This is a genomic window from Sulfitobacter maritimus (assembly GCF_013346665.1).
Taxonomy (GTDB): Bacteria; Pseudomonadota; Alphaproteobacteria; order Rhodobacterales; family Rhodobacteraceae; genus Sulfitobacter; species Sulfitobacter maritimus.
The window spans coordinates 658,898-675,189 of the sequence record NZ_JABVBB010000038.1 but is presented as its reverse complement, the minus strand read 5'-3'; the positions used below and the strand labels follow the sequence as shown (position 1 = coordinate 675,189).

At 60.1% G+C, this 16,292-nt stretch carries 19 protein-coding genes; 9 read left to right on the top strand and 10 right to left on the bottom strand.

The genetic code is table 11. The features are described from left to right. Window positions 1-3 precede the first annotated feature (3 nt). The 4 genes from ybeY to HTT03_RS18050 form a co-directional block, all read right to left on the bottom strand. Window positions 4-528, bottom strand: coding sequence for an rRNA maturation RNase YbeY (ybeY, locus tag HTT03_RS18065; RefSeq protein ID WP_174861270.1), 525 nt, complete (start codon window positions 526-528; stop codon window positions 4-6). 4 nt (window positions 529-532) lie between these two features. Then, entirely contained in the window at window positions 533-1,522 is a 990-nt protein-coding gene (locus HTT03_RS18060; protein ID WP_174861162.1) for a PhoH family protein, read from the bottom strand. Window positions 1,523-1,669: 147 nt separating this feature from the next. Next, a complete protein-coding gene (locus HTT03_RS18055) occupies window positions 1,670-1,993 on the bottom strand; it encodes a hypothetical protein (RefSeq protein WP_174861161.1) in 324 nt (107 codons plus the stop codon). Between the two features lie 12 nt (window positions 1,994-2,005). Further along, window positions 2,006-2,581, bottom strand: coding sequence for an OmpA family protein (locus HTT03_RS18050; RefSeq protein ID WP_425506332.1), 576 nt, complete (start codon window positions 2,579-2,581; stop codon window positions 2,006-2,008). Window positions 2,582-3,009: 428 nt separating this feature from the next. Between HTT03_RS18050 and HTT03_RS18045 the strand changes: the two genes are divergently transcribed. Beyond that, a complete protein-coding gene (locus HTT03_RS18045) occupies window positions 3,010-3,354 on the top strand; it encodes a hypothetical protein (RefSeq protein ID WP_174861160.1) in 345 nt (114 codons plus the stop codon). A 32-nt stretch (window positions 3,355-3,386) separates the two neighbouring features. Here HTT03_RS18045 and miaB read toward each other — a convergent pair whose 3' ends face one another. Continuing rightward, window positions 3,387-4,691 carry a tRNA (N6-isopentenyl adenosine(37)-C2)-methylthiotransferase MiaB gene (miaB, locus tag HTT03_RS18040; protein ID WP_174861159.1) on the bottom strand — a complete coding sequence of 435 codons (1,305 nt, stop codon included), beginning with the start codon at window positions 4,689-4,691 and terminating at the stop codon, window positions 3,387-3,389. Between the two features lie 124 nt (window positions 4,692-4,815). On the opposite strand from miaB, the gene HTT03_RS18035 reads away from it, so the two are divergent. The 4 genes from HTT03_RS18035 (at window position 4,816) to HTT03_RS18020 (ending at window position 8,062) form a co-directional block, all read left to right on the top strand. Beyond that, window positions 4,816-5,685 (top strand): hypothetical protein, encoded by an 870-nt coding sequence (locus HTT03_RS18035; RefSeq protein ID WP_174861158.1) that lies wholly within the window; start codon window positions 4,816-4,818, stop codon window positions 5,683-5,685. A gap of 276 nt (window positions 5,686-5,961) precedes the next feature. Further along, on the top strand, window positions 5,962-6,654 hold the full coding sequence (locus tag HTT03_RS18030; protein WP_174861157.1) for a phosphatidylserine decarboxylase: 693 nt from the start codon (window positions 5,962-5,964) through the stop codon (window positions 6,652-6,654). 9 nt (window positions 6,655-6,663) lie between these two features. Continuing rightward, complete coding sequence (gene pssA / locus HTT03_RS18025; protein ID WP_174861156.1) at window positions 6,664-7,443, top strand: CDP-diacylglycerol--serine O-phosphatidyltransferase; 780 nt, start codon at window positions 6,664-6,666, stop codon at window positions 7,441-7,443. Window position 7,444: 1 nt separating this feature from the next. Then, window positions 7,445-8,062 carry a class I SAM-dependent methyltransferase gene (locus HTT03_RS18020; RefSeq protein WP_174861155.1) on the top strand — a complete coding sequence of 206 codons (618 nt, stop codon included), beginning with the start codon at window positions 7,445-7,447 and terminating at the stop codon, window positions 8,060-8,062. A gap of 54 nt (window positions 8,063-8,116) precedes the next feature. Here the strand turns inward: HTT03_RS18020 and irrA are convergent, their stop codons facing one another. Further along, the gene (gene irrA, locus HTT03_RS18015; protein ID WP_174861154.1) at window positions 8,117-8,536 is read right to left on the bottom strand and encodes an iron response transcriptional regulator IrrA; all 420 of its coding nucleotides are present in this window, start codon (window positions 8,534-8,536) and stop codon (window positions 8,117-8,119) included. A gap of 162 nt (window positions 8,537-8,698) precedes the next feature. On the opposite strand from irrA, the gene fabA reads away from it, so the two are divergent. Beyond that, window positions 8,699-9,208, top strand: a complete 510-nt coding sequence (gene fabA / locus HTT03_RS18010; protein ID WP_067261401.1) for a bifunctional 3-hydroxydecanoyl-ACP dehydratase/trans-2-decenoyl-ACP isomerase — start codon at window positions 8,699-8,701, stop codon at window positions 9,206-9,208. 167 nt (window positions 9,209-9,375) lie between these two features. Next, a complete protein-coding gene (locus HTT03_RS18005; RefSeq protein ID WP_174861153.1) occupies window positions 9,376-9,732 on the top strand; it encodes a lysozyme inhibitor LprI family protein in 357 nt (118 codons plus the stop codon). Window positions 9,733-10,029: 297 nt separating this feature from the next. Here HTT03_RS18005 and HTT03_RS18000 read toward each other — a convergent pair whose 3' ends face one another. Together HTT03_RS18000 and HTT03_RS17995 are read right to left on the bottom strand one after the other, a co-directional pair. Next, window positions 10,030-10,632: an SDR family oxidoreductase gene (locus tag HTT03_RS18000; RefSeq protein WP_174861152.1), complete on the bottom strand. Its 603-nt coding sequence runs from the start codon at window positions 10,630-10,632 to the stop codon at window positions 10,030-10,032. Between the two features lie 66 nt (window positions 10,633-10,698). Further along, window positions 10,699-12,078 carry an NAD-dependent succinate-semialdehyde dehydrogenase gene (locus HTT03_RS17995; RefSeq protein WP_174861151.1) on the bottom strand — a complete coding sequence of 460 codons (1,380 nt, stop codon included), beginning with the start codon at window positions 12,076-12,078 and terminating at the stop codon, window positions 10,699-10,701. Between the two features lie 166 nt (window positions 12,079-12,244). On the opposite strand from HTT03_RS17995, the gene fabB reads away from it, so the two are divergent. Further along, window positions 12,245-13,474 carry a beta-ketoacyl-ACP synthase I gene (gene fabB, locus HTT03_RS17990; RefSeq protein ID WP_174861150.1) on the top strand — a complete coding sequence of 410 codons (1,230 nt, stop codon included), beginning with the start codon at window positions 12,245-12,247 and terminating at the stop codon, window positions 13,472-13,474. A 9-nt stretch (window positions 13,475-13,483) separates the two neighbouring features. Beyond that, window positions 13,484-14,275, top strand: a complete 792-nt coding sequence (locus HTT03_RS17985; protein WP_174861149.1) for an enoyl-ACP reductase FabI — start codon at window positions 13,484-13,486, stop codon at window positions 14,273-14,275. Between the two features lie 182 nt (window positions 14,276-14,457). Here HTT03_RS17985 and HTT03_RS17980 read toward each other — a convergent pair whose 3' ends face one another. Both HTT03_RS17980 and HTT03_RS17975 read right to left on the bottom strand, forming a co-directional pair. Then, a complete protein-coding gene (locus HTT03_RS17980) occupies window positions 14,458-15,573 on the bottom strand; it encodes a THUMP domain-containing class I SAM-dependent RNA methyltransferase (RefSeq protein WP_174861148.1) in 1,116 nt (371 codons plus the stop codon). 97 nt (window positions 15,574-15,670) lie between these two features. Then, window positions 15,671-16,108 carry an FKBP-type peptidyl-prolyl cis-trans isomerase gene (locus HTT03_RS17975; RefSeq protein WP_174861147.1) on the bottom strand — a complete coding sequence of 146 codons (438 nt, stop codon included), beginning with the start codon at window positions 16,106-16,108 and terminating at the stop codon, window positions 15,671-15,673. Window positions 16,109-16,292: the final 184 nt, after the last annotated feature.

The window sequence follows — 16,292 nt, the reverse complement described above, 5'->3', positions numbered from 1 at the left end:
GTGTTAACTGAGCCCTTGAGGCTCGCTTTCCTTATATGGGTCATCCAGACCCATTTTGCCAAGTATTTCCCGTTCCAGCCCTTCCATCAACAGGGCGTCAGGGTCATTTTCATGATCATAGCCCAAAAGATGCAGGAGTCCGTGAACAATAAGATGGGTCACGTGATCGGCAAGCGGTTTGTCTCCCGCCTTGGCCTCTGCCGCGCAGGTCTCATATGCCAGCGCGATGTCGCCCAGTTCAAGCATCCCGTCAACGCCCGGCGATACAGGCAGCGGATCGCCGCCCGGTGCTGCTGCGCCGCGTTCTTCCGCGGGCCAGCTCAGCACATTGGTCGCGCGCGGTTTGCCACGAAAGTCCTCGTTCAGTGCGGCGATGCGTTTGTCATCGCAGGCGAGCAAGGTCAGTTCCGCCGTGGCAGGCGCAAGGCCCAGATGACCCAAGGTGGCCGCCGCCGCCCGATGTGCCAGTGGCTCAAGGTCGACCGTATCCCAACGGTCGTCCTCAATCAGAACGTCGAAATCCTCCATCACGTCACGCGGCACCCGAATCCGCCTCATAGGCTTCGATAATGGCGGCAACCAGCGGATGACGCACAACATCCTTGGAGGTGAAGTAGTTGAAGCTGATGCTCGGGATGGTCTTAAGCAGACGCTCCGCATCTTGCAGCCCCGATTGCACCCCGCGCGGCAAATCGATCTGCGTACGGTCCCCAGTCACGACCATACGCGAGCCCTGCCCAAGCCGGGTCAGAAACATCTTCATTTGCATCGACGTGGCATTCTGCGCCTCGTCCAAGACGACAAAGGCATTGGACAGGGTCCGCCCCCGCATAAACGCCAAGGGCGCGATCTCGATGCGCTTTTCTTCGAGCAGCTTGGCCAATTGCTTGCCCGGCAGGAAGTCATTCAGCGCGTCATAAAGCGGCTGCATATAGGGGTCGACCTTATCCTTCATGTCGCCGGGCAGATAGCCGAGCTTTTCGCCCGCCTCGACCGCAGGGCGCGACAGGATGATCCGGTCCACATGGCCACCAATGAACATCGACACGCCCACCGCCACCGCGAGATAGGTCTTGCCCGTCCCCGCAGGGCCGATGCCAAAGGCCAGTTCATTGTCAAAGAGCGCCTGCACATAGGCTTTCTGCGCGTCGGTGCGCGGCTCAACCCGTTTTTTGCGGGTCTGAATCTCAATCGCCTCGCCCATCGGCATTTCCAACTGATCCCCTTGGCGCACGCCGGTATCAGCATCGGAATTGCCCATCCGCAACATGCCATCGACATCGCCTGCCTCGACCGAGCGCCCCCCTTCGAGCCGCGCGTAGAGCGCGTTCAACATCGTCTCGGCTTTCTCGATGGCGTCGCCATCGCCCAAAAGTTGCAAGTGATTGCCGCGCCGAATGATCTGCACCTCAAGCGACTTCTCGATGGCCGCCAGATGCGCGTCATAAGCGCCGCAGAGGTCGATCAACAGGCGGTTGTCCGGAAATTCCACCACCCGTTCGGCCGCGGTGTCTGGGCTCATCAGATCAGTTGAAGGCAATGCGCATATCCTTTGTGAAGCACTAGGGGTTGAAATAGGCAGAATGGGTCGAATTACCAACCCATAGAGACAAAAAAGGCCGAAGCGCATTGCGCTCCGGCCCGGTGTGTTTGGTATTCACCGCCAAGGTCAGTTCGGGTCCTTGATGCGCGAACCACCTTTGAAGTGACCAGCAGTATGCGTGGGCGGTGCCACACCGGAACAGACCGGCTTGCCGAATTTGTCGAGACGCGCTGAGAGGTAGCCTTCAACACCGTCATCGATGATCCAGTGGTCACAGCCGTTTGGATCAACCCAGATGCCCGCCTGAAGCTGGCTCAGGTGCTTCTTGTCGATGCCCCGGTCAAAGGTCTTGTCCGAGGGATAGCCCCGGCCCAACCCGCCTTCGTAGTCGGTGCAGGCCGACAGGCCGACGGCACAGGCGGTGACCATGAGAAGTTTTGTCTTAATCACTTGTCTGTCCCTTCAGCGAATGCAGATAATTTCAACACGGCGGTTTTTGGCCATGTTTGCAGCGGAATTGTTCGGGGCGGCGGGCATCCGTTCGCCATAGCCGCGCACATCCGCGATCTTTGCGCCAACCTGATTGGCGATACGCGCTACGGCATTGGCGCGGTTGTAGGACAGACGCATGTTATAGGCATCCGACGCGCGGCTGTCGGTGTGACCGGTGATGATGTAGGACACGGCCCCCGTCGTCTTAAAGAAATTCGCCAAACGCGCCTGACCAGCCCGCGAAATGTTGTATTTGTCGGTGGCAAAGAACTGATCCGTCTCCATCACACCGCAAACATTGCCCCGGCGGCACACTGGGATGCCTTGGCGGGTGACATGAGGCGTCATATAGCCTTCGGCGCCATCATCCATCACCCAGTGTTCGCAGCCATCGGGATCAACCCAGATGGTCGGCGTATAGACGCCTTTGTCACGGCCCTGTTGTGACGGGGTCTGGGCATCGGCTGTCGTGCCGGCCACGGCCAGCGCCGCCGCGAGCGCCAGACTGGCCACCGCGCGCATCGCATTGGAAATATAGTTTCCCACAGCATTCGTCCTTATGTTAATCTTTGGCAAATTCGGCCCCTTGCCGGAGCCGCATCATGGCAATATTCCATTAGGTTAGGCAAAAATCCGCCGCCTGTGAAGCAGTGTTATCAACATTTTGTGGCTCAATTGGCGGCAGTCACAACGATTTCTCAGAATTGTTGCTTTTTTGAGGGCACGGTCCTTGCTGCCCCATTCCGATCCCTTCGCGGGTAATGATGCAGGCAAAACGCGCCATTGACCCGCCTCCATCGACAATCAAAGCCCCCCCCGGCGAGACTGTCCATCCCTGAGCAACAGTGGCGCCGATTTTTCTTGAAATACAAACCGCTACGCCTATCCCTCTATGCATCGGAGCGCGAGGGTGGGACTTTCGCGCGGCTCTGCCAAAGCCGACAACTGCTGCACTCTTAATGGGGGACTATGTGATGATGAAGACGATGCTCGCAACCGCCGTGGCCGGGCTGCTTGCCCTGCCCGCTTTTGCCGGGGGCGTGAAATACGCCTACCATAACCAAGGGGTCGCCGTACCAACCGGCAATGTAATCCACGTCAGCTGCTACCGTGGCCCGTGGCGTGACGTGATTTGGGACCGCCCCAACAGCGTCTTTATCGATAGCCTTGTGGCTGTTGGCTATGACTTCCCTACCGCCCATGCCATCGCAGAACGCGTCTGCCGCGATGACCGTCTGGTGGGCAACCCGGCGGGGCTGAAAGCGCATATGGAGCGTATCTTTGCGGATGCGGCCTCGCACCGGAAGCACAACTACTGATACCGCTTGGGTGCGCGGCAACGCGCACCCTTTCAGACGAGAACGGCAGCCAGAGAGTTGGTTTTCGCCTCGGTTACGCGGACACGCTGGATGTCCCCGACCTCGGCTGTGCAATCCTCAATATGCACCGCATGCAGGTATTCCGATTTGCCCAGCATCTGGCCCGGCAAGCGGCCCTTTTTCTCTACCAATACAGAAACTTCGCGCCCAACCATGGATTGCTGAATCTCTTGCTGATGCGAGGTGATCAGCCCTTGCAGACGCTGCAGACGCTCATCGGCCACTGCAGGATCGACCAGCGGGCGTTCGGCCGCAGGTGTGCCGGGGCGGGTGGAGTATTTGAAGGAATAGGCATAGCCGTAGCGCACCTGCCGGACGAGTTCCATTGTGGCCTCAAAATCGGCCTCGGTCTCCTCGGGGAAGCCGACGATAAAATCACCCGACAGCACGATGTCAGGACGCGCCGCGCGGATGCGTTCGAGCAGTTTCAGATAGCTCTCAGCTGTGTGGCTGCGGTTCATCCGTTTCAGAATGTGATCCGACCCCGACTGCACGGGCAGATGCAGGTAAGGCATCAGTTCCGGCACCTCGCCATGCGCCGCGATCAGGTCATCGCCCATGTCGTTGGGGTGGCTGGTGGTGTAGCGGATACGCTCTAACCCATCGATCTTGGCCAGCGCGCGGATCAATCCGGCCAGTGTCATACCGCCGTGATAGGCGTTCACGTTCTGGCCCAGCAACGTCACCTCACGCACGCCGCGCTCAACCAGATCGCGGGCCTCTTCGAGCACCTTTTCGGCGGGGCGCGAGACTTCGGCACCGCGGGTATAGGGCACCACGCAGAAGGCGCAGAACTTGTCGCAGCCTTCTTGCACCGTCAAAAATGCCGCCGGGGCGCGTTTCGCCTTTGGACGGCTTTTGAGATGGTTGAACTTATCCTCCGCAGGGAAATCCGTGTCGAGCGCGCTCTGACCGCTGCGCACCTTGGCCTCCATCTCGGGCAGACGGTGATAGCTTTGCGGGCCAACCACCAGATCAACGGCAGGCTGGCGGCGCATGATCTCTTCGCCCTCGGCCTGTGCCACACAGCCCGCCACGCCGATCTTAAGATCAGGCCGCGCGTCTTTCAGAGGCTTCAGGCGACCCAGTTCGGAATAGACCTTCTCTGCCGCCTTTTCGCGGATGTGACAGGTGTTAAGCAGGATCATATCCGCGTCGTCGGCCTTGTCGGTCGTGACATAGCCCTGACCGCCCAAGCTCTCGGCCATACGTTCGCTGTCGTAGACGTTCATCTGGCAACCATAGGTCTTGATGAACAGCTTTTTCGGTTGGGTCATGGCGGGCATCCATCATGTTCGGGCAGATTTTGGGCAGATGGCGCCGCATAGCAGCGACGGGCGCATCTTGCAATGCACCCGGAATTAACCGACCTTGCCCTATTGAGCGACCATGCGGGGACATATGCGATATCGCGACCTTGATCATCTTATCAAAGAAGCGCGAGCGGCGCTGAATGCTGGCCCCATTGCCATGGTGCTGGTCGAAGATGATGTTGAGGTCGACACCACCCTGCGCCACCATCAGCAGGCCGGGTTCAAATCGATCGTGGCTCTGATGCCGCCGAGCTTTGATCTACCGCGCGACTTGCAAGAAACGGTTTTGCGGGTGGACTATGACACCTCCGGCGAAGCGGCGCTGATGCAGGCGGTAAATCGGTTGATCCCGGCGGTGCATGGGCAGTGGGTCTATTACTGCTACAACGCCGAATATCTGTTCCACCCCTTTTGCGAAACGCGCAATATTGTCGAACTCCTGGCCTTTCACAGCGAAGAACGCCGCGATGCGATGCTCGCCTATGTGGTTGACCTCTACGCGCTGGACCTAGACGCCAACCCCCGTGCGGTGTCGCTCGACCAGGCACATCTTGACCGCTCTGGCTACTATGCCTTGGGGCGCAGCGATCCCGCCAAACATGGGCATCCAAAGGAGCGGCAGTTGGATTTCTTCGGCGGGCTGCGCTGGCGGTTTGAGGAGCATGTGCCGCCAGAGAGCCGCAAGATCGACCGGATACCGCTTTTCCGAGCCAAGCCGGGGCTGGAACTGCGGTCTGATCACACGTTTAACGACGAAGAATACAACACCTATGCCTGCCCGTGGCACCACAATATCACGGTCGCGGTCTGCTCCTTCCGCACAGCCAAGGCGCTCAAGAGCAACCCCGGCAGCCGCTATGACATTTCCACCTTCCAGTGGCACAACTCCGAACCCTTTGAGTGGCACTCTCGGCAGTTGCTGGATTTGGGCCTGATGGAACCCGGACAGTGGTTTTAGAAACGCTCCGATAGCAACTGTCCCGCCTGGTGGCACACCGGGCATTGTCTCCCTCCCCCCGGAGGGTGATTTAGCAACGTTTCGATCAACTGCTACCTTAGCGTTCTCAGCAGCATGATCGCGAACAACGCGGATAGAAGATCACCCCCCTAGGGAGGGCGCTGCCCTTACCGCCGAGACTGCACGGCCCCGCGCAAACCGCCGCCGTTCCCAAAACCTCCTTGCACTCACGCGCTTTACTCCTATGACGGATGATAGCCACCACCGGAGGGTCCGATGTCCGTCAACATGCTCGACACATTCATCAAACCAATGCACCGCGAGGGCGTTAAATTCGTGGCGATCTTTGCTGCGGTCACATTGGTGCTATTTGCCATCGCAGACGTGCTGGGCTGGATCGGCGTTGGTCTGACCGTCTGGTGCTACTACTTTTTCCGCGATCCTGAGCGTGTCACTCCGGATAGGCCCGACCTGATCGTCAGCCCCGCCGACGGCATCGTCTCACTGATCGAACCTGCCGTGCCCCCCGCCGAACTGGGGATGCCCGATGTGCCGCTGACCCGTGTCAGTGTGTTCATGAGCGTGTTCAATTGCCACATCAACCGCGCCCCCGTCGCAGGCAAGGTGCAGGCCGTGGCCTACCGTCCGGGCAAATTCTTCAACGCTTCGCTCGACAAAGCCAGCGCCGACAACGAGCGCAACAGCCTGTGCATCCGCATGGACGACGGGCGCGATTTGGCTGTGGTGCAGATCGCGGGCCTCGTGGCGCGGCGCATCGTCTGTTTCGTCAAACCCGGCGAGGGGCTGGAGACAGGCGAACGCTTCGGCTTGATCCGCTTCGGCTCGCGGCTAGATGTTTACCTGCCCGAAGGCGTCGACCCTATGGTCCGCATCGGGCAAACCATGGTCGCCGGGGAAACCGTGCTGGCCGAGTTGAAACCGCCGGTGGCAGCAACCACCCCAGTCTAGGATATCCGCATGCGCCCCCCTTCTGAAAAGACCGGCGCGGACCTTGCGCTTATCCAGCTTCTGCCCAATGCGCTGACGATCACCGCGATCTGTGCGGGCCTGTCGGCGATCCGCTTTGGCGTGCAGGGCAACTATGTGCTGGCGGTGCAACTGATCCTGCTGGCCTGTGTGCTGGATGGGTTGGACGGGCGGCTGGCGCGGCTCTTGCGGTCCTCCAGCCCGATGGGCGCTGAACTGGATTCACTGGCGGATTTCCTGAACTTTGGCGTGGCCCCGCCGCTGATCCTCTATTTCTGGGCGCTGCAGGACATGCGCAGTGCTGCATGGATTTCGGTTCTGATCTATGCAGTCTGCTGCGTGGTGCGGCTGGCGCGGTTCAATGTGAACGACCGGGCGGAGGCCGAGCGGGCCAAGAACGGCGATGCGGTGGGTGAATCCGGCTCATTCTTTACCGGCATCCCCTCCCCCGCCGGGGCGCTCTTGGTGCTTTTGCCGATGACCTTATCCTTCGCCTTTCACAACCGGCCTATCGTGCCGGATTGGCTGATCTGCCTGCATATGGTGCTGATTGGCTTTCTGATGATCAGCCGTATCCCCACGTGGTCCTTCAAGACGACCAAAGTCTCACGTCGGCATGTGAAATACCTGTTGGTCGGCGTGGCGATCTTTGCGGCAGCCTTGGCCACCTATGCGTGGACCACGCTTGTGGCGCTTTGTGTCGCCTATATTGGCATGGTGATCTGGGGGCTGTTGCGGGGGCGCAAACCGAAAGACAAGAAAGAGGTTTAAGATGGACATCAATGCGGTCGAATCTTCCTATGCCCGCTGGGCGCCGATCTATGACAAAACCTTTGGCGCATTAACCAGTGGCGGACGCCGCCATGTCGTTGCCCATATCAACAAAGGAGCCGGGTCGGTGCTGGAAGTTGGCGTCGGCACCGGACTGTCCCTGCCCCATTACGCGCCGCATCTGTCTGTCACCGGGATCGATTTCAGCGCCGACATGCTCGCCAAAGCCCGCGAACGGGTGGCGCAGGAGGGGGTCACGCATGTGGCCGATCTGCGCCAGATGGACGCCCGCGACCTCGACTTTCCTGACGCCAGTTTCGACACCATCGCCGCCCTGCATGTGCTGTCTGTTGTGCCGGAACCAGAGCGGGTGATGGCAGAGATCGCCCGCGTGCTCAAACCCGGTGGCCAAGTGGTCATTGCCAATCACTTCATGCGCACCACTGGCGTATTGGCCTTTATTGAAAAGGTCTCCGCGCCCTTTGCCAATACGCTGGGCTGGCACTCCGATTTCGAAATGGACCGGGTCTTGCAGCAAGACGCACTTCACGTCGAAGATGAACGCGCCCTGCCGCCGATGGGGATGATGACCTTTCTGGTCCTGCGCAAACGCGGCTAAAGGCAACCGTCACGCGGCGGCCCTTTTTGAACGTCGCGAGCGAGCGTTCCGCTGTCAGGTCTTGCGGCGCAGTCGAATGACCACATCAACAGACGCGATCTCGGCCCCCTCGGGGGCATTGGGCAGTTGCGCGATCACCAGTTGGTCTGAGGGCGCATCGGTCAACCGGTCCTCGTCTTCCCAAAAGAAATGCGGGTGGTCATGGGTGTTGGTGTCGAAATAGCTTTTCGATCCGTCAACGGTCACTTCCTGCAACAGGCCCGCATCACAAAAAGCGCGCAGCGTGTTGTAGACCGTGGCCAATGACACCGCATCGCCCTGACCCTTGGCCGCTTCAAAAAGGCTTTCGGCGGTGACATGACGATCTTGCCCGTCGCCCACCAGCAAACGCGCCAGCGTTACCCGCTGCCGGGTCGGACGCAGCCCGGCCTGTGCCAGCCAGCGTGTTCCAACTTCATGTTCCTGTTCGGACATCACGTTCCCGCCTTTCCACAGTCATATAAAGGAGGAAATCACCAATTTTCAAACAAAAACCGCCCCAAGCGCCTCACAGCCTGCGTCCTGCGGCTCTTGCAGGCTGCATTGCCGGGGTGTTAGACGAGGCGGCACACAATTTACCATCAGGAGAGCCGCAGCATGGCCGACTACCCCACGAGTTTCGACAAGGAAGATCTGCTGAAATGCGCCCGTGGCGAGCTTTTCGGCCCCGGCAACGCGCAGCTTCCTGCCCCACCGATGCTCATGATGGACCGGATCACCGATGTTTCAGCGGATGGCGGCGCGCATGGTAAAGGCCATATCACCGCCGAATTCGACATCACGCCGGATCTTTGGTTTTTCGAATGTCACTTCCCCGGCAACCCAATCATGCCCGGCTGTCTTGGCCTCGACGGTCTGTGGCAGTTGACCGGCTTCAACCTTGGCTGGCGCGGCTGGCAGGGGCGCGGCTATGCGCTTGGCGTGGGCGAAGTAAAACTGACCGGCATGGTGCGCCCTGACCGCAAGATGCTGACTTATAAAATTGACTTCACTAAGGCGATCCAGACCCGCCGCCTAACCATGGGCGTGGCCGATGGTATTGTCGAGGCAGATGGCGAAGTGATCTATCAGGTAAAAGACATGAAAGTGGCGCTGAGCGAGAGCTAAGCTGCCGTAGCCAGCATGCAACAGAGGGCCACGTGACCCAGCTCTCTGCATCTGGTGATGCACATTTTCGGTGACCTTGGCGCGCCTTAGATCGGTGCGCCGAGGCACCTATCCTCAATGCGAAGTTTTTGTGGTATAGTGCAAAGTCTCGCGGAGGAGTTTTTACCATGCGTATTTTACTCCTCTTTGCTGCCGTTCTTTTGTCCACTGTGCCTGAACCTGGGTCAGCTCAGGCCTCCTGCAAAGGCACGACTTCGATGGACGCAGCTAACTGCGGATTCGAGCGATGGCAGCGTGCCGATGCTGAACTAAATCAACTGTGGGGCCGACTCAAACCCCGGGCCGATGCGAATGGCACCGGCTCTGCTCTGTTGGCCCAGCAGCGCCAATGGATAAAGCGGCGCGATGCAGAATGTAAGCAGGAGCTGGGTCATGGTGGTAGCCTCGACCAAGCAATCTACTACGGCTGCATGGAGGAGATGACTCGTCAAAGAAATGCCGAGTTCCGCGCCATGCTGCGCTGAAGGCGGGCTGCTGGACCATGCCGACGGGCCGCGCATCCTGCTTGAGTTGGGCGAAATCCCGGCGGTTGGCTCGCGTTCAGACAAATGGATTGCAAAGCGCTTCGAGAACGATCGCGGATCTACTCCGAAGCCAGATCAGTGGTGAAAACGAAACCACATGGACGTTTTGCCCCCCGAATATTTCTTCGACAGCGTGATGCACATGTGCCTTCACCCCTGGAAGCGATTTGACCTTAATCCTGCTCCACCCGACGCAAAGCGCTGGCCACGCGGCCCCGTTTATTTGTACCGGCTGACCTATGCCGTCTGCATTTCCTGTACCTTACCAGCATGACGGTCGGTAACAGCGGCCTCGGCCAGAACGGCAGCCACATCAGCACGGTGCGCTTTGGCCTGCTGGTCCACGCCTTCGCCCAATATCACAGCATCGGTTTTCGGATCATCGGTCAGCGCAACAGGGCGTAGGATGGAATAGGTCAATCCTGAGGCCTGCAAGTGTTCATCCGCCGCTTGTTTGGCCTTTAAGTAATGCGTCATCTCATGATCTTCTGGCGGGTTGTCTGCGCCGACCGAACTGAGCATGACAAACCGCTCTACCCCGGCTTCCTTCGCAAGATCTACCAAGCGCTGCGCGCCTTCGCGGTCGACCTTATCCGTCATCTCTGGACCTGTGCTGCCGCCGGACCCCGCGGCGAAAACCACTGCATCGACACCATCGCAAACGCCGCTGTGCAACCGCGTCAGATCGCCAGTACGCTGTTCGGTTCCCTCAGGCAAAACCGAGGTGTCGGACCCCTTCCGTACCAAAGCGATCGGGATCGCGCCCCGGTCTTTCAATTCGCTGACGAGCAAGCGACCTGTTTTACCAGTGGCACCTGCCACGAGGACTTTGATTGTCATAAATAACCTCCGTGAAACTGGATAAAAGTGCAGACGGACCGTCATTGGCCCGTCTGCCTTGAGCGCTTACGAGGGCAGGAAAACAGCCTTGGCGTTGACGAATTCGGTCATGCCAAACCCGCCGTGCTCACGCCCATAGCCGGAGTTTTTCACCCCACCGAATGGCATGTTCGGATCTGCCAGACCAAAGCCATTGATGCGGACCATGCCAGTATCGAACTGTTCGCGGGCCAGTTTCAGCGCGTGGTCTTCGTCGGTGCAGAAAATGCCGCCGCCTAAGCCGTAGCGGCTGTCGTTGGCAATGCGCATCGCGTCCTCGTCATCCTTTGCCCGGATCACCGCTGCCACCGGGCCAAAAATTTCATCGTCATAGGCTGGCATACCGGGTTTCACGTCACCCAGCACCGTCGAGGGATAGAACGCGCCGGTCCGATCTGGCACTTCCCCGCCGCAGAGCAGTTTGGCCCCATTGTCGACGCTCTCCTTCACTTGATCGCGCACGGCCTCCAACTGTTCCTGACTGGAAAGCGGACCGAGCTTGGTATTCTCCTCCATCGGATCGCCCATCTCAATCGCGCCCATCTGATCAACAAAAGCGCTAACGAAAGCGTCGTAGTTCTTCTCCGTCACGATAAAGCGTTTGGCGGAGATACAGGTCTGGCCGTTGTTATAAATCCGCCCGGCAGTGGAAAATTTCACCGCGGTTTCGATATCAGCGTCGTCCAGAACGAGGAAGGCATCGTTCGAGCCAAGTTCCAGCACCGATTTCTTGAGATGTTTTGCGGCCAAGGACCCGATATGGCTCCCCGCCTTGTCCGACCCTGTCATCGTCACGCCACGTACCAAATCATGGGCGATGAGCTTGTCGCTGGTGTCATGATCAATGATGACGACGTTAAATAGATCCTTCGGCAGGCCAGCCTCCTCACAGATTTCTTTCAAACGCAGGGCGCTGCCGGTGCAAATCTGCGCATGCTTCAACACGCAGCCGTTCCCGGTCATCAGGTTTGCGGCCAATACGCGTACGGGCTGGTAGAGAGGGAAGTTCCACGGCTGTACTGAGTAGATCACCCCGATCGGCTGGTAGGTCACCACACCGCGCTTCGCGCCGTCCATCAACTCACGGGTCTCGTCTTTCAGCTTCTCTGGGCCGGCATCGGCGGTATAGTCAAAGATCGCGGCGCAGAGGTCGACCTCATCTAAGCTGTCTTGATAGAGTTTGCCGACCTCGCGGGTCATGAGCTCTGCCAGTTCGTCTTTGTTTTCACGCAACTTTTCAGCGATCTTTTTCAGGTACGGTGCGCGGTCTTCATGGGTCAGTTTGCGCCATTCAAGAAACGCTTCATGTGTCGCTTCAACCGCGCGGGTCGCATCATCCTCGGACATCACGTTATAGGTCGCGATGACCTCTTCCGTTGCGGGGTTCACTGTTTGGATCTCGGGCATCAAAGTCTCCTTATGGCTGTTGCAGACCCAACACGGCCCAGAGCTTTGGCGTTCCATCACGGAACTTTGAGCAGCGCTTCGACAGTGTCAATCTGCGGCAAACCGCTTGCGCCGTCCTGCCGTGCTGTCATACACCGGGGGTTGATAAAACAAAGGAGTGCTGCCCATGCGCCGCGTCGTCGTCACAGGGTTGGGGATCGTCTCATCCATCGGAAACAACGCCGAAGAAGTGCTTGAAGCGCTGAAGAACGGCACATCCGGGATCGAAGCCAGCCCAGAGATGGCCGAACACGGGTTCCGCAGCCGCGTGGCCGGGACGCTCAAGATCAATCTGGCCGACCATATCGACAAGCGCACCCTGCGTTTCATGGGGCCGGGCGCGGGCTATGCCTATGTTGCGATGGATCAGGCGATCAAGGATGCCGGGCTGGATGAGAGCCAGATCAGCAATCCGCGCACCGGTCTGGTCGCAGGCTCCGGCGGGCCGTCGACCTCGGCCATGTTCGCTGCGCATAACATCGTGAAGGACACCGGCGCCACCAAGCGCATCGGGCCGTTCGCGGTGCCAAAGTGCATGTCCTCGACCGTCAGTGCGAACCTCTCCACCGCGTTCAAGATCAAGGGCATTAACTATTCGATAACTTCTGCATGTTCTACATCGCTGCATTGCATCGGCAACGCGGCTGAGCAGATCATGCTGGGCAAGCAAGACGTGATGTTCGCCGGTGGTGGTGAGGAGTTGGATTGGACACTGTCCTGCCTCTTCGACGCAATGGGCGCGATGTCGTCCAAGTACAACGACGCCCCCGAAACGGCGAGCCGCGCCTTTGACGCGGACCGCGACGGGTTCGTGATCTCCGGCGGCGGTGGGATGCTGGTGCTGGAAGACCTCGACCACGCGCTGGCGCGTGGTGCGAAGATCTATGCAGAGGTGACCGGCTATGCCGCCACCAGCGACGGGCATGACATGGTTGCCCCCTCCGGTGAGGGCGGTGAGCGTGCGATGCGTCTGGCGTTGGAGACACTGCCCGAAGGCCGCAAGGTCGGCTATATCAACGCGCACGGCACCTCCACGCCGGTGGGCGACGTGGGCGAGATCGAAGCGGTCCGCCGCGTCTTTGGCGAGGGCAGCACCCCGCCCGTCAGTTCCACCAAGTCGATGACCGGCCATGCGCAGGGCGCTGCGGGGGCGTTGGAAGCGATCTTTTCGCTGCTGATGCTCGACAACGATTTCATCGCGAAGTCGATCAACGTGCAAAATCTCGACCCCGCGCTCGATCCCTCCGAGATCGCGTTGGAGCGTGTGGACAATGCAGGTCTCGACTCAGTGATGACGAACTCCTTCGGGTTCGGCGGCACCAACGGGTCGATGATCCTGTCGAAGTACAAAGGCTGAGGGCGCGTTATGTCAGGATTGCTTGCAGGAAAACGCGGCCTCATCATGGGTGTGGCCAACGAACGCTCCATCGCTTGGGGCATCGCCAAGGCGATGGCCGAGGCCGGGGCCGAACTCGCTTTCACCTATCAGGGCGAGGCCTTTGGCAAGCGTCTTGAGCCGCTGGCGCAGAGCGTTGGCTCGGACTTTATGGTTGACGTTGACGTGACCGACGACGCCTCGCTCGACCGCGCGTTTGAGGAATTGGGCGCGCGCTGGCCGACGATTGACTTCGTCGTGCATGCCATTGCTTTCTCGGACAAATCCGAGTTGTCGGGGCGGTTCCTGAACACCAGCCGGGCGAATTTCAAAAACTCGATGGATATCTCGGCCTATTCCTTCATCGACGTGGCCCGCCGCGCGCATCCGCTGATGGTTGAAAATGGCGGCACCTTGATGACGCTGACCTACATGGGGTCAAACCGGGTCACGCCGAATTACAACGTGATGGGTGTTGCCAAGGCCGCACTGGAGAGTGCGACGCGCTATCTGGCGAATGATCTGGGGCCGGAGGGCATCCGGGTGAACGCCATCTCGCCGGGGCCGATGAAGACCCTCGCAGGGGCGGCCATCGGCGGCGCGCGCAAGACCTATAAGCACACGGATCAGAATGCGCCGTTGCGGTCGAATGCGACGTTGGAGGCTGTTGGTGGCACGGCGGTTTATCTGGCGTCTGATGCGGGGGCCTGCACGACGGGGGAGATCATCCGCGTCGACGGTGGGTTCCACGTGCTGGGGATGCCGCAGGCGGAAAACCTGTAAGGGTCTGACGACCTCGGCCCAAACAAACCGCAGGCGCCGGGCCATCGCCTACCCGTCCCCACGGGGAGGCGATTTGGTAAGGCTAGGCGCACCTTTGCGAGAGTGCGTTACCACTGCACCATAAAGTGGGACGGATCACCGTCGGAATCGCCACCCGACGGGCAGGCGATCGCCCTCGGCTGCTATCGCAACGCATCCGTCTGCCAAAGCCAGACCTTCATCCCCCCATGCGCAATCGCCGGGCCCTGCTGCTTCCACGGCAGCCCCGTCGCTCTCGCAAGCGGCGGCTCTGACGTCACCAGCCCAATACGCCAGCCCCGGAATCGTGCCTTCAGCGTCTCACCGAGTGTTCCATACAACGGATACAGCAGTTTCTTATTCCCAATCCGCCCCCCATAGGGCGGGTTCACAATGACCAGCCCCGGCGAACCTTCGGGCGGCTGCACCTCCCCTGCCCCGTGACAGGCGAAATGGCACCACTCACCGACCCCGGCCCGCTCGGCATTGGCCGTGCTCATCCGGATCGCACCTGCGTCCCGATCCGAGCCAAAGAACCGCGCCGAAGGCTCGGCCACCGCCCCACCACTGCGCATCTCTTCCCAAGCCGCAGCGTCAAAGCTCGCCAAATCCTCAAAGGCGAAACGCCGAGAGCGTCCGGGCTTCAACCCCGCTGCGATCTCCGCCGCCTCGATCAGAAACGTCCCCGATCCACACATCGGATCAACCACGGGCTCACCCGGCGCATATTCACAAGACCGGAGCATCAGCGCCGCCATATTCTCGCGCATCGGCGCCTTACCGACCGCCTCCTTATGGCCGCGCTTGTGCAGCGCCTCGCCGGAGGTATCGATGCTGAACATCACCGCGTTGTCGTCAATCCGGACCTTCAGCACCAGCGCAGCCTCGGCATCGACCGTGATACCATGGCTCTCGCGCAGGGCCGTCTCGACCCGCTGGGCCGCCGCGCCGGCGTGGTAAATCTTTGACGCCTTCGTCGTCACCTGCACCTTCACCGGGACATCGGCGCGCAGTACATTGCCAAAGGGAAACTTGCGGCAGCGTTTGTCCAACTGCGCCAGATGGAAGGCCATAAACCCCCCGATCCGCGCCAACACGCGGCCCGCGCCGCGCAACTCTAGGTTCGCACGCCAAACCTCGGGCCAGCCGCCATGCACGGTCACGCCACCGGGCTGGGCCTGCGCTTCGGCAAAGCCCTTTTCTTGCGCCTCGGCGCAGAGCAAATCCTCAAGCCCCGGCGGGCAGACAAGGAAAATCTCAAATGTATCTGGGGTATCCATGGCCCCTGCATAAGCCCCAACGTGCTGCGGTGCGAGGGGAAAAGACGCCTAGCGTCTAGCAAACACGCCGGGGGGGAGGTCCCCCCGGCCGCTATTCTCAGGCCGCCGAAGCGATCTTGACCAGTTCGATATCGAACTGAAGGTCTTTGCCCGCCAGCGGGTGGTTGGCGTCGAGGGTCACGGTGGTCTCATCGACCTCAACCACGGTCACCGGCAGCGCTTGGCCTTCGGGGGTCTGCATCTGCAACTGCGTGCCGGGATCAAGGGGGATGTCCGCCGGGATGCCTTCGCGCGGTACGGCTTGGCGCATCTCGGGGTTGACCGGGCCGTAAGCTTCTTCGCTCGCCACTTGCACGACCTTTTTATCGCCTTCCGTCATGCCGGGCAGCGCGCTGTCGAGGCCGGGAATGATCTGGCCGGAGCCTACAACGAACTCCAACGGGTCGCGGCCCTCGGAACTGTCAAAAGTGGTGCCGTCTTGCAGCGTGCCGGTATAGTGAATCTGTACTGTGTCGCCGGATTTGACCTCAGCCATCGGGTGTCTCCAATCTGTATGGGGGGAAAGGGGGGAGGCCGCGTATCTGCGCGGGTGCTCCGAATACCCACGCAACATGGGGATTGCATGTCCGAGAGTAAACCCCCGCCGCGCGGTGCACGACAGATTTCGCCCCTTTTCGCCGGTGCAGTCGCGTGTCACTCTACCCGCGAGACATGGGAGA

Coding starts and splice junctions, on each gene's coding strand:
- miaB (WP_174861159.1), bottom strand. CDS start 4,691: ATGACCCAACCGAAAAAGCTGTTCATCAAGACCTATGGTTGCCAGATG.
- HTT03_RS18060 (WP_174861162.1), bottom strand. CDS start 1,522: ATGAGCCCAGACACCGCGGCCGAACGGGTGGTGGAATTTCCGGACAAC.
- HTT03_RS17975 (WP_174861147.1), bottom strand. CDS start 16,108: ATGGCTGAGGTCAAATCCGGCGACACAGTACAGATTCACTATACCGGC.
- HTT03_RS18000 (WP_174861152.1), bottom strand. CDS start 10,632: ATGACAATCAAAGTCCTCGTGGCAGGTGCCACTGGTAAAACAGGTCGC.
- HTT03_RS17980 (WP_174861148.1), bottom strand. CDS start 15,573: ATGGATACCCCAGATACATTTGAGATTTTCCTTGTCTGCCCGCCGGGG.
- HTT03_RS17995 (WP_174861151.1), bottom strand. CDS start 12,078: ATGCCCGAGATCCAAACAGTGAACCCCGCAACGGAAGAGGTCATCGCG.
- ybeY (WP_174861270.1), bottom strand. CDS start 528: ATGGAGGATTTCGACGTTCTGATTGAGGACGACCGTTGGGATACGGTC.
- irrA (WP_174861154.1), bottom strand. CDS start 8,536: ATGTCCGAACAGGAACATGAAGTTGGAACACGCTGGCTGGCACAGGCC.
- HTT03_RS18030 (WP_174861157.1), top strand. CDS start 5,962: ATGTCCGTCAACATGCTCGACACATTCATCAAACCAATGCACCGCGAG.
- pssA (WP_174861156.1), top strand. CDS start 6,664: ATGCGCCCCCCTTCTGAAAAGACCGGCGCGGACCTTGCGCTTATCCAG.
- HTT03_RS18020 (WP_174861155.1), top strand. CDS start 7,445: ATGGACATCAATGCGGTCGAATCTTCCTATGCCCGCTGGGCGCCGATC.
- HTT03_RS18035 (WP_174861158.1), top strand. CDS start 4,816: ATGCGATATCGCGACCTTGATCATCTTATCAAAGAAGCGCGAGCGGCG.
- fabA (WP_067261401.1), top strand. CDS start 8,699: ATGGCCGACTACCCCACGAGTTTCGACAAGGAAGATCTGCTGAAATGC.
- fabB (WP_174861150.1), top strand. CDS start 12,245: ATGCGCCGCGTCGTCGTCACAGGGTTGGGGATCGTCTCATCCATCGGA.
- HTT03_RS18005 (WP_174861153.1), top strand. CDS start 9,376: ATGCGTATTTTACTCCTCTTTGCTGCCGTTCTTTTGTCCACTGTGCCT.
- HTT03_RS17985 (WP_174861149.1), top strand. CDS start 13,484: ATGTCAGGATTGCTTGCAGGAAAACGCGGCCTCATCATGGGTGTGGCC.
- HTT03_RS18045 (WP_174861160.1), top strand. CDS start 3,010: ATGATGAAGACGATGCTCGCAACCGCCGTGGCCGGGCTGCTTGCCCTG.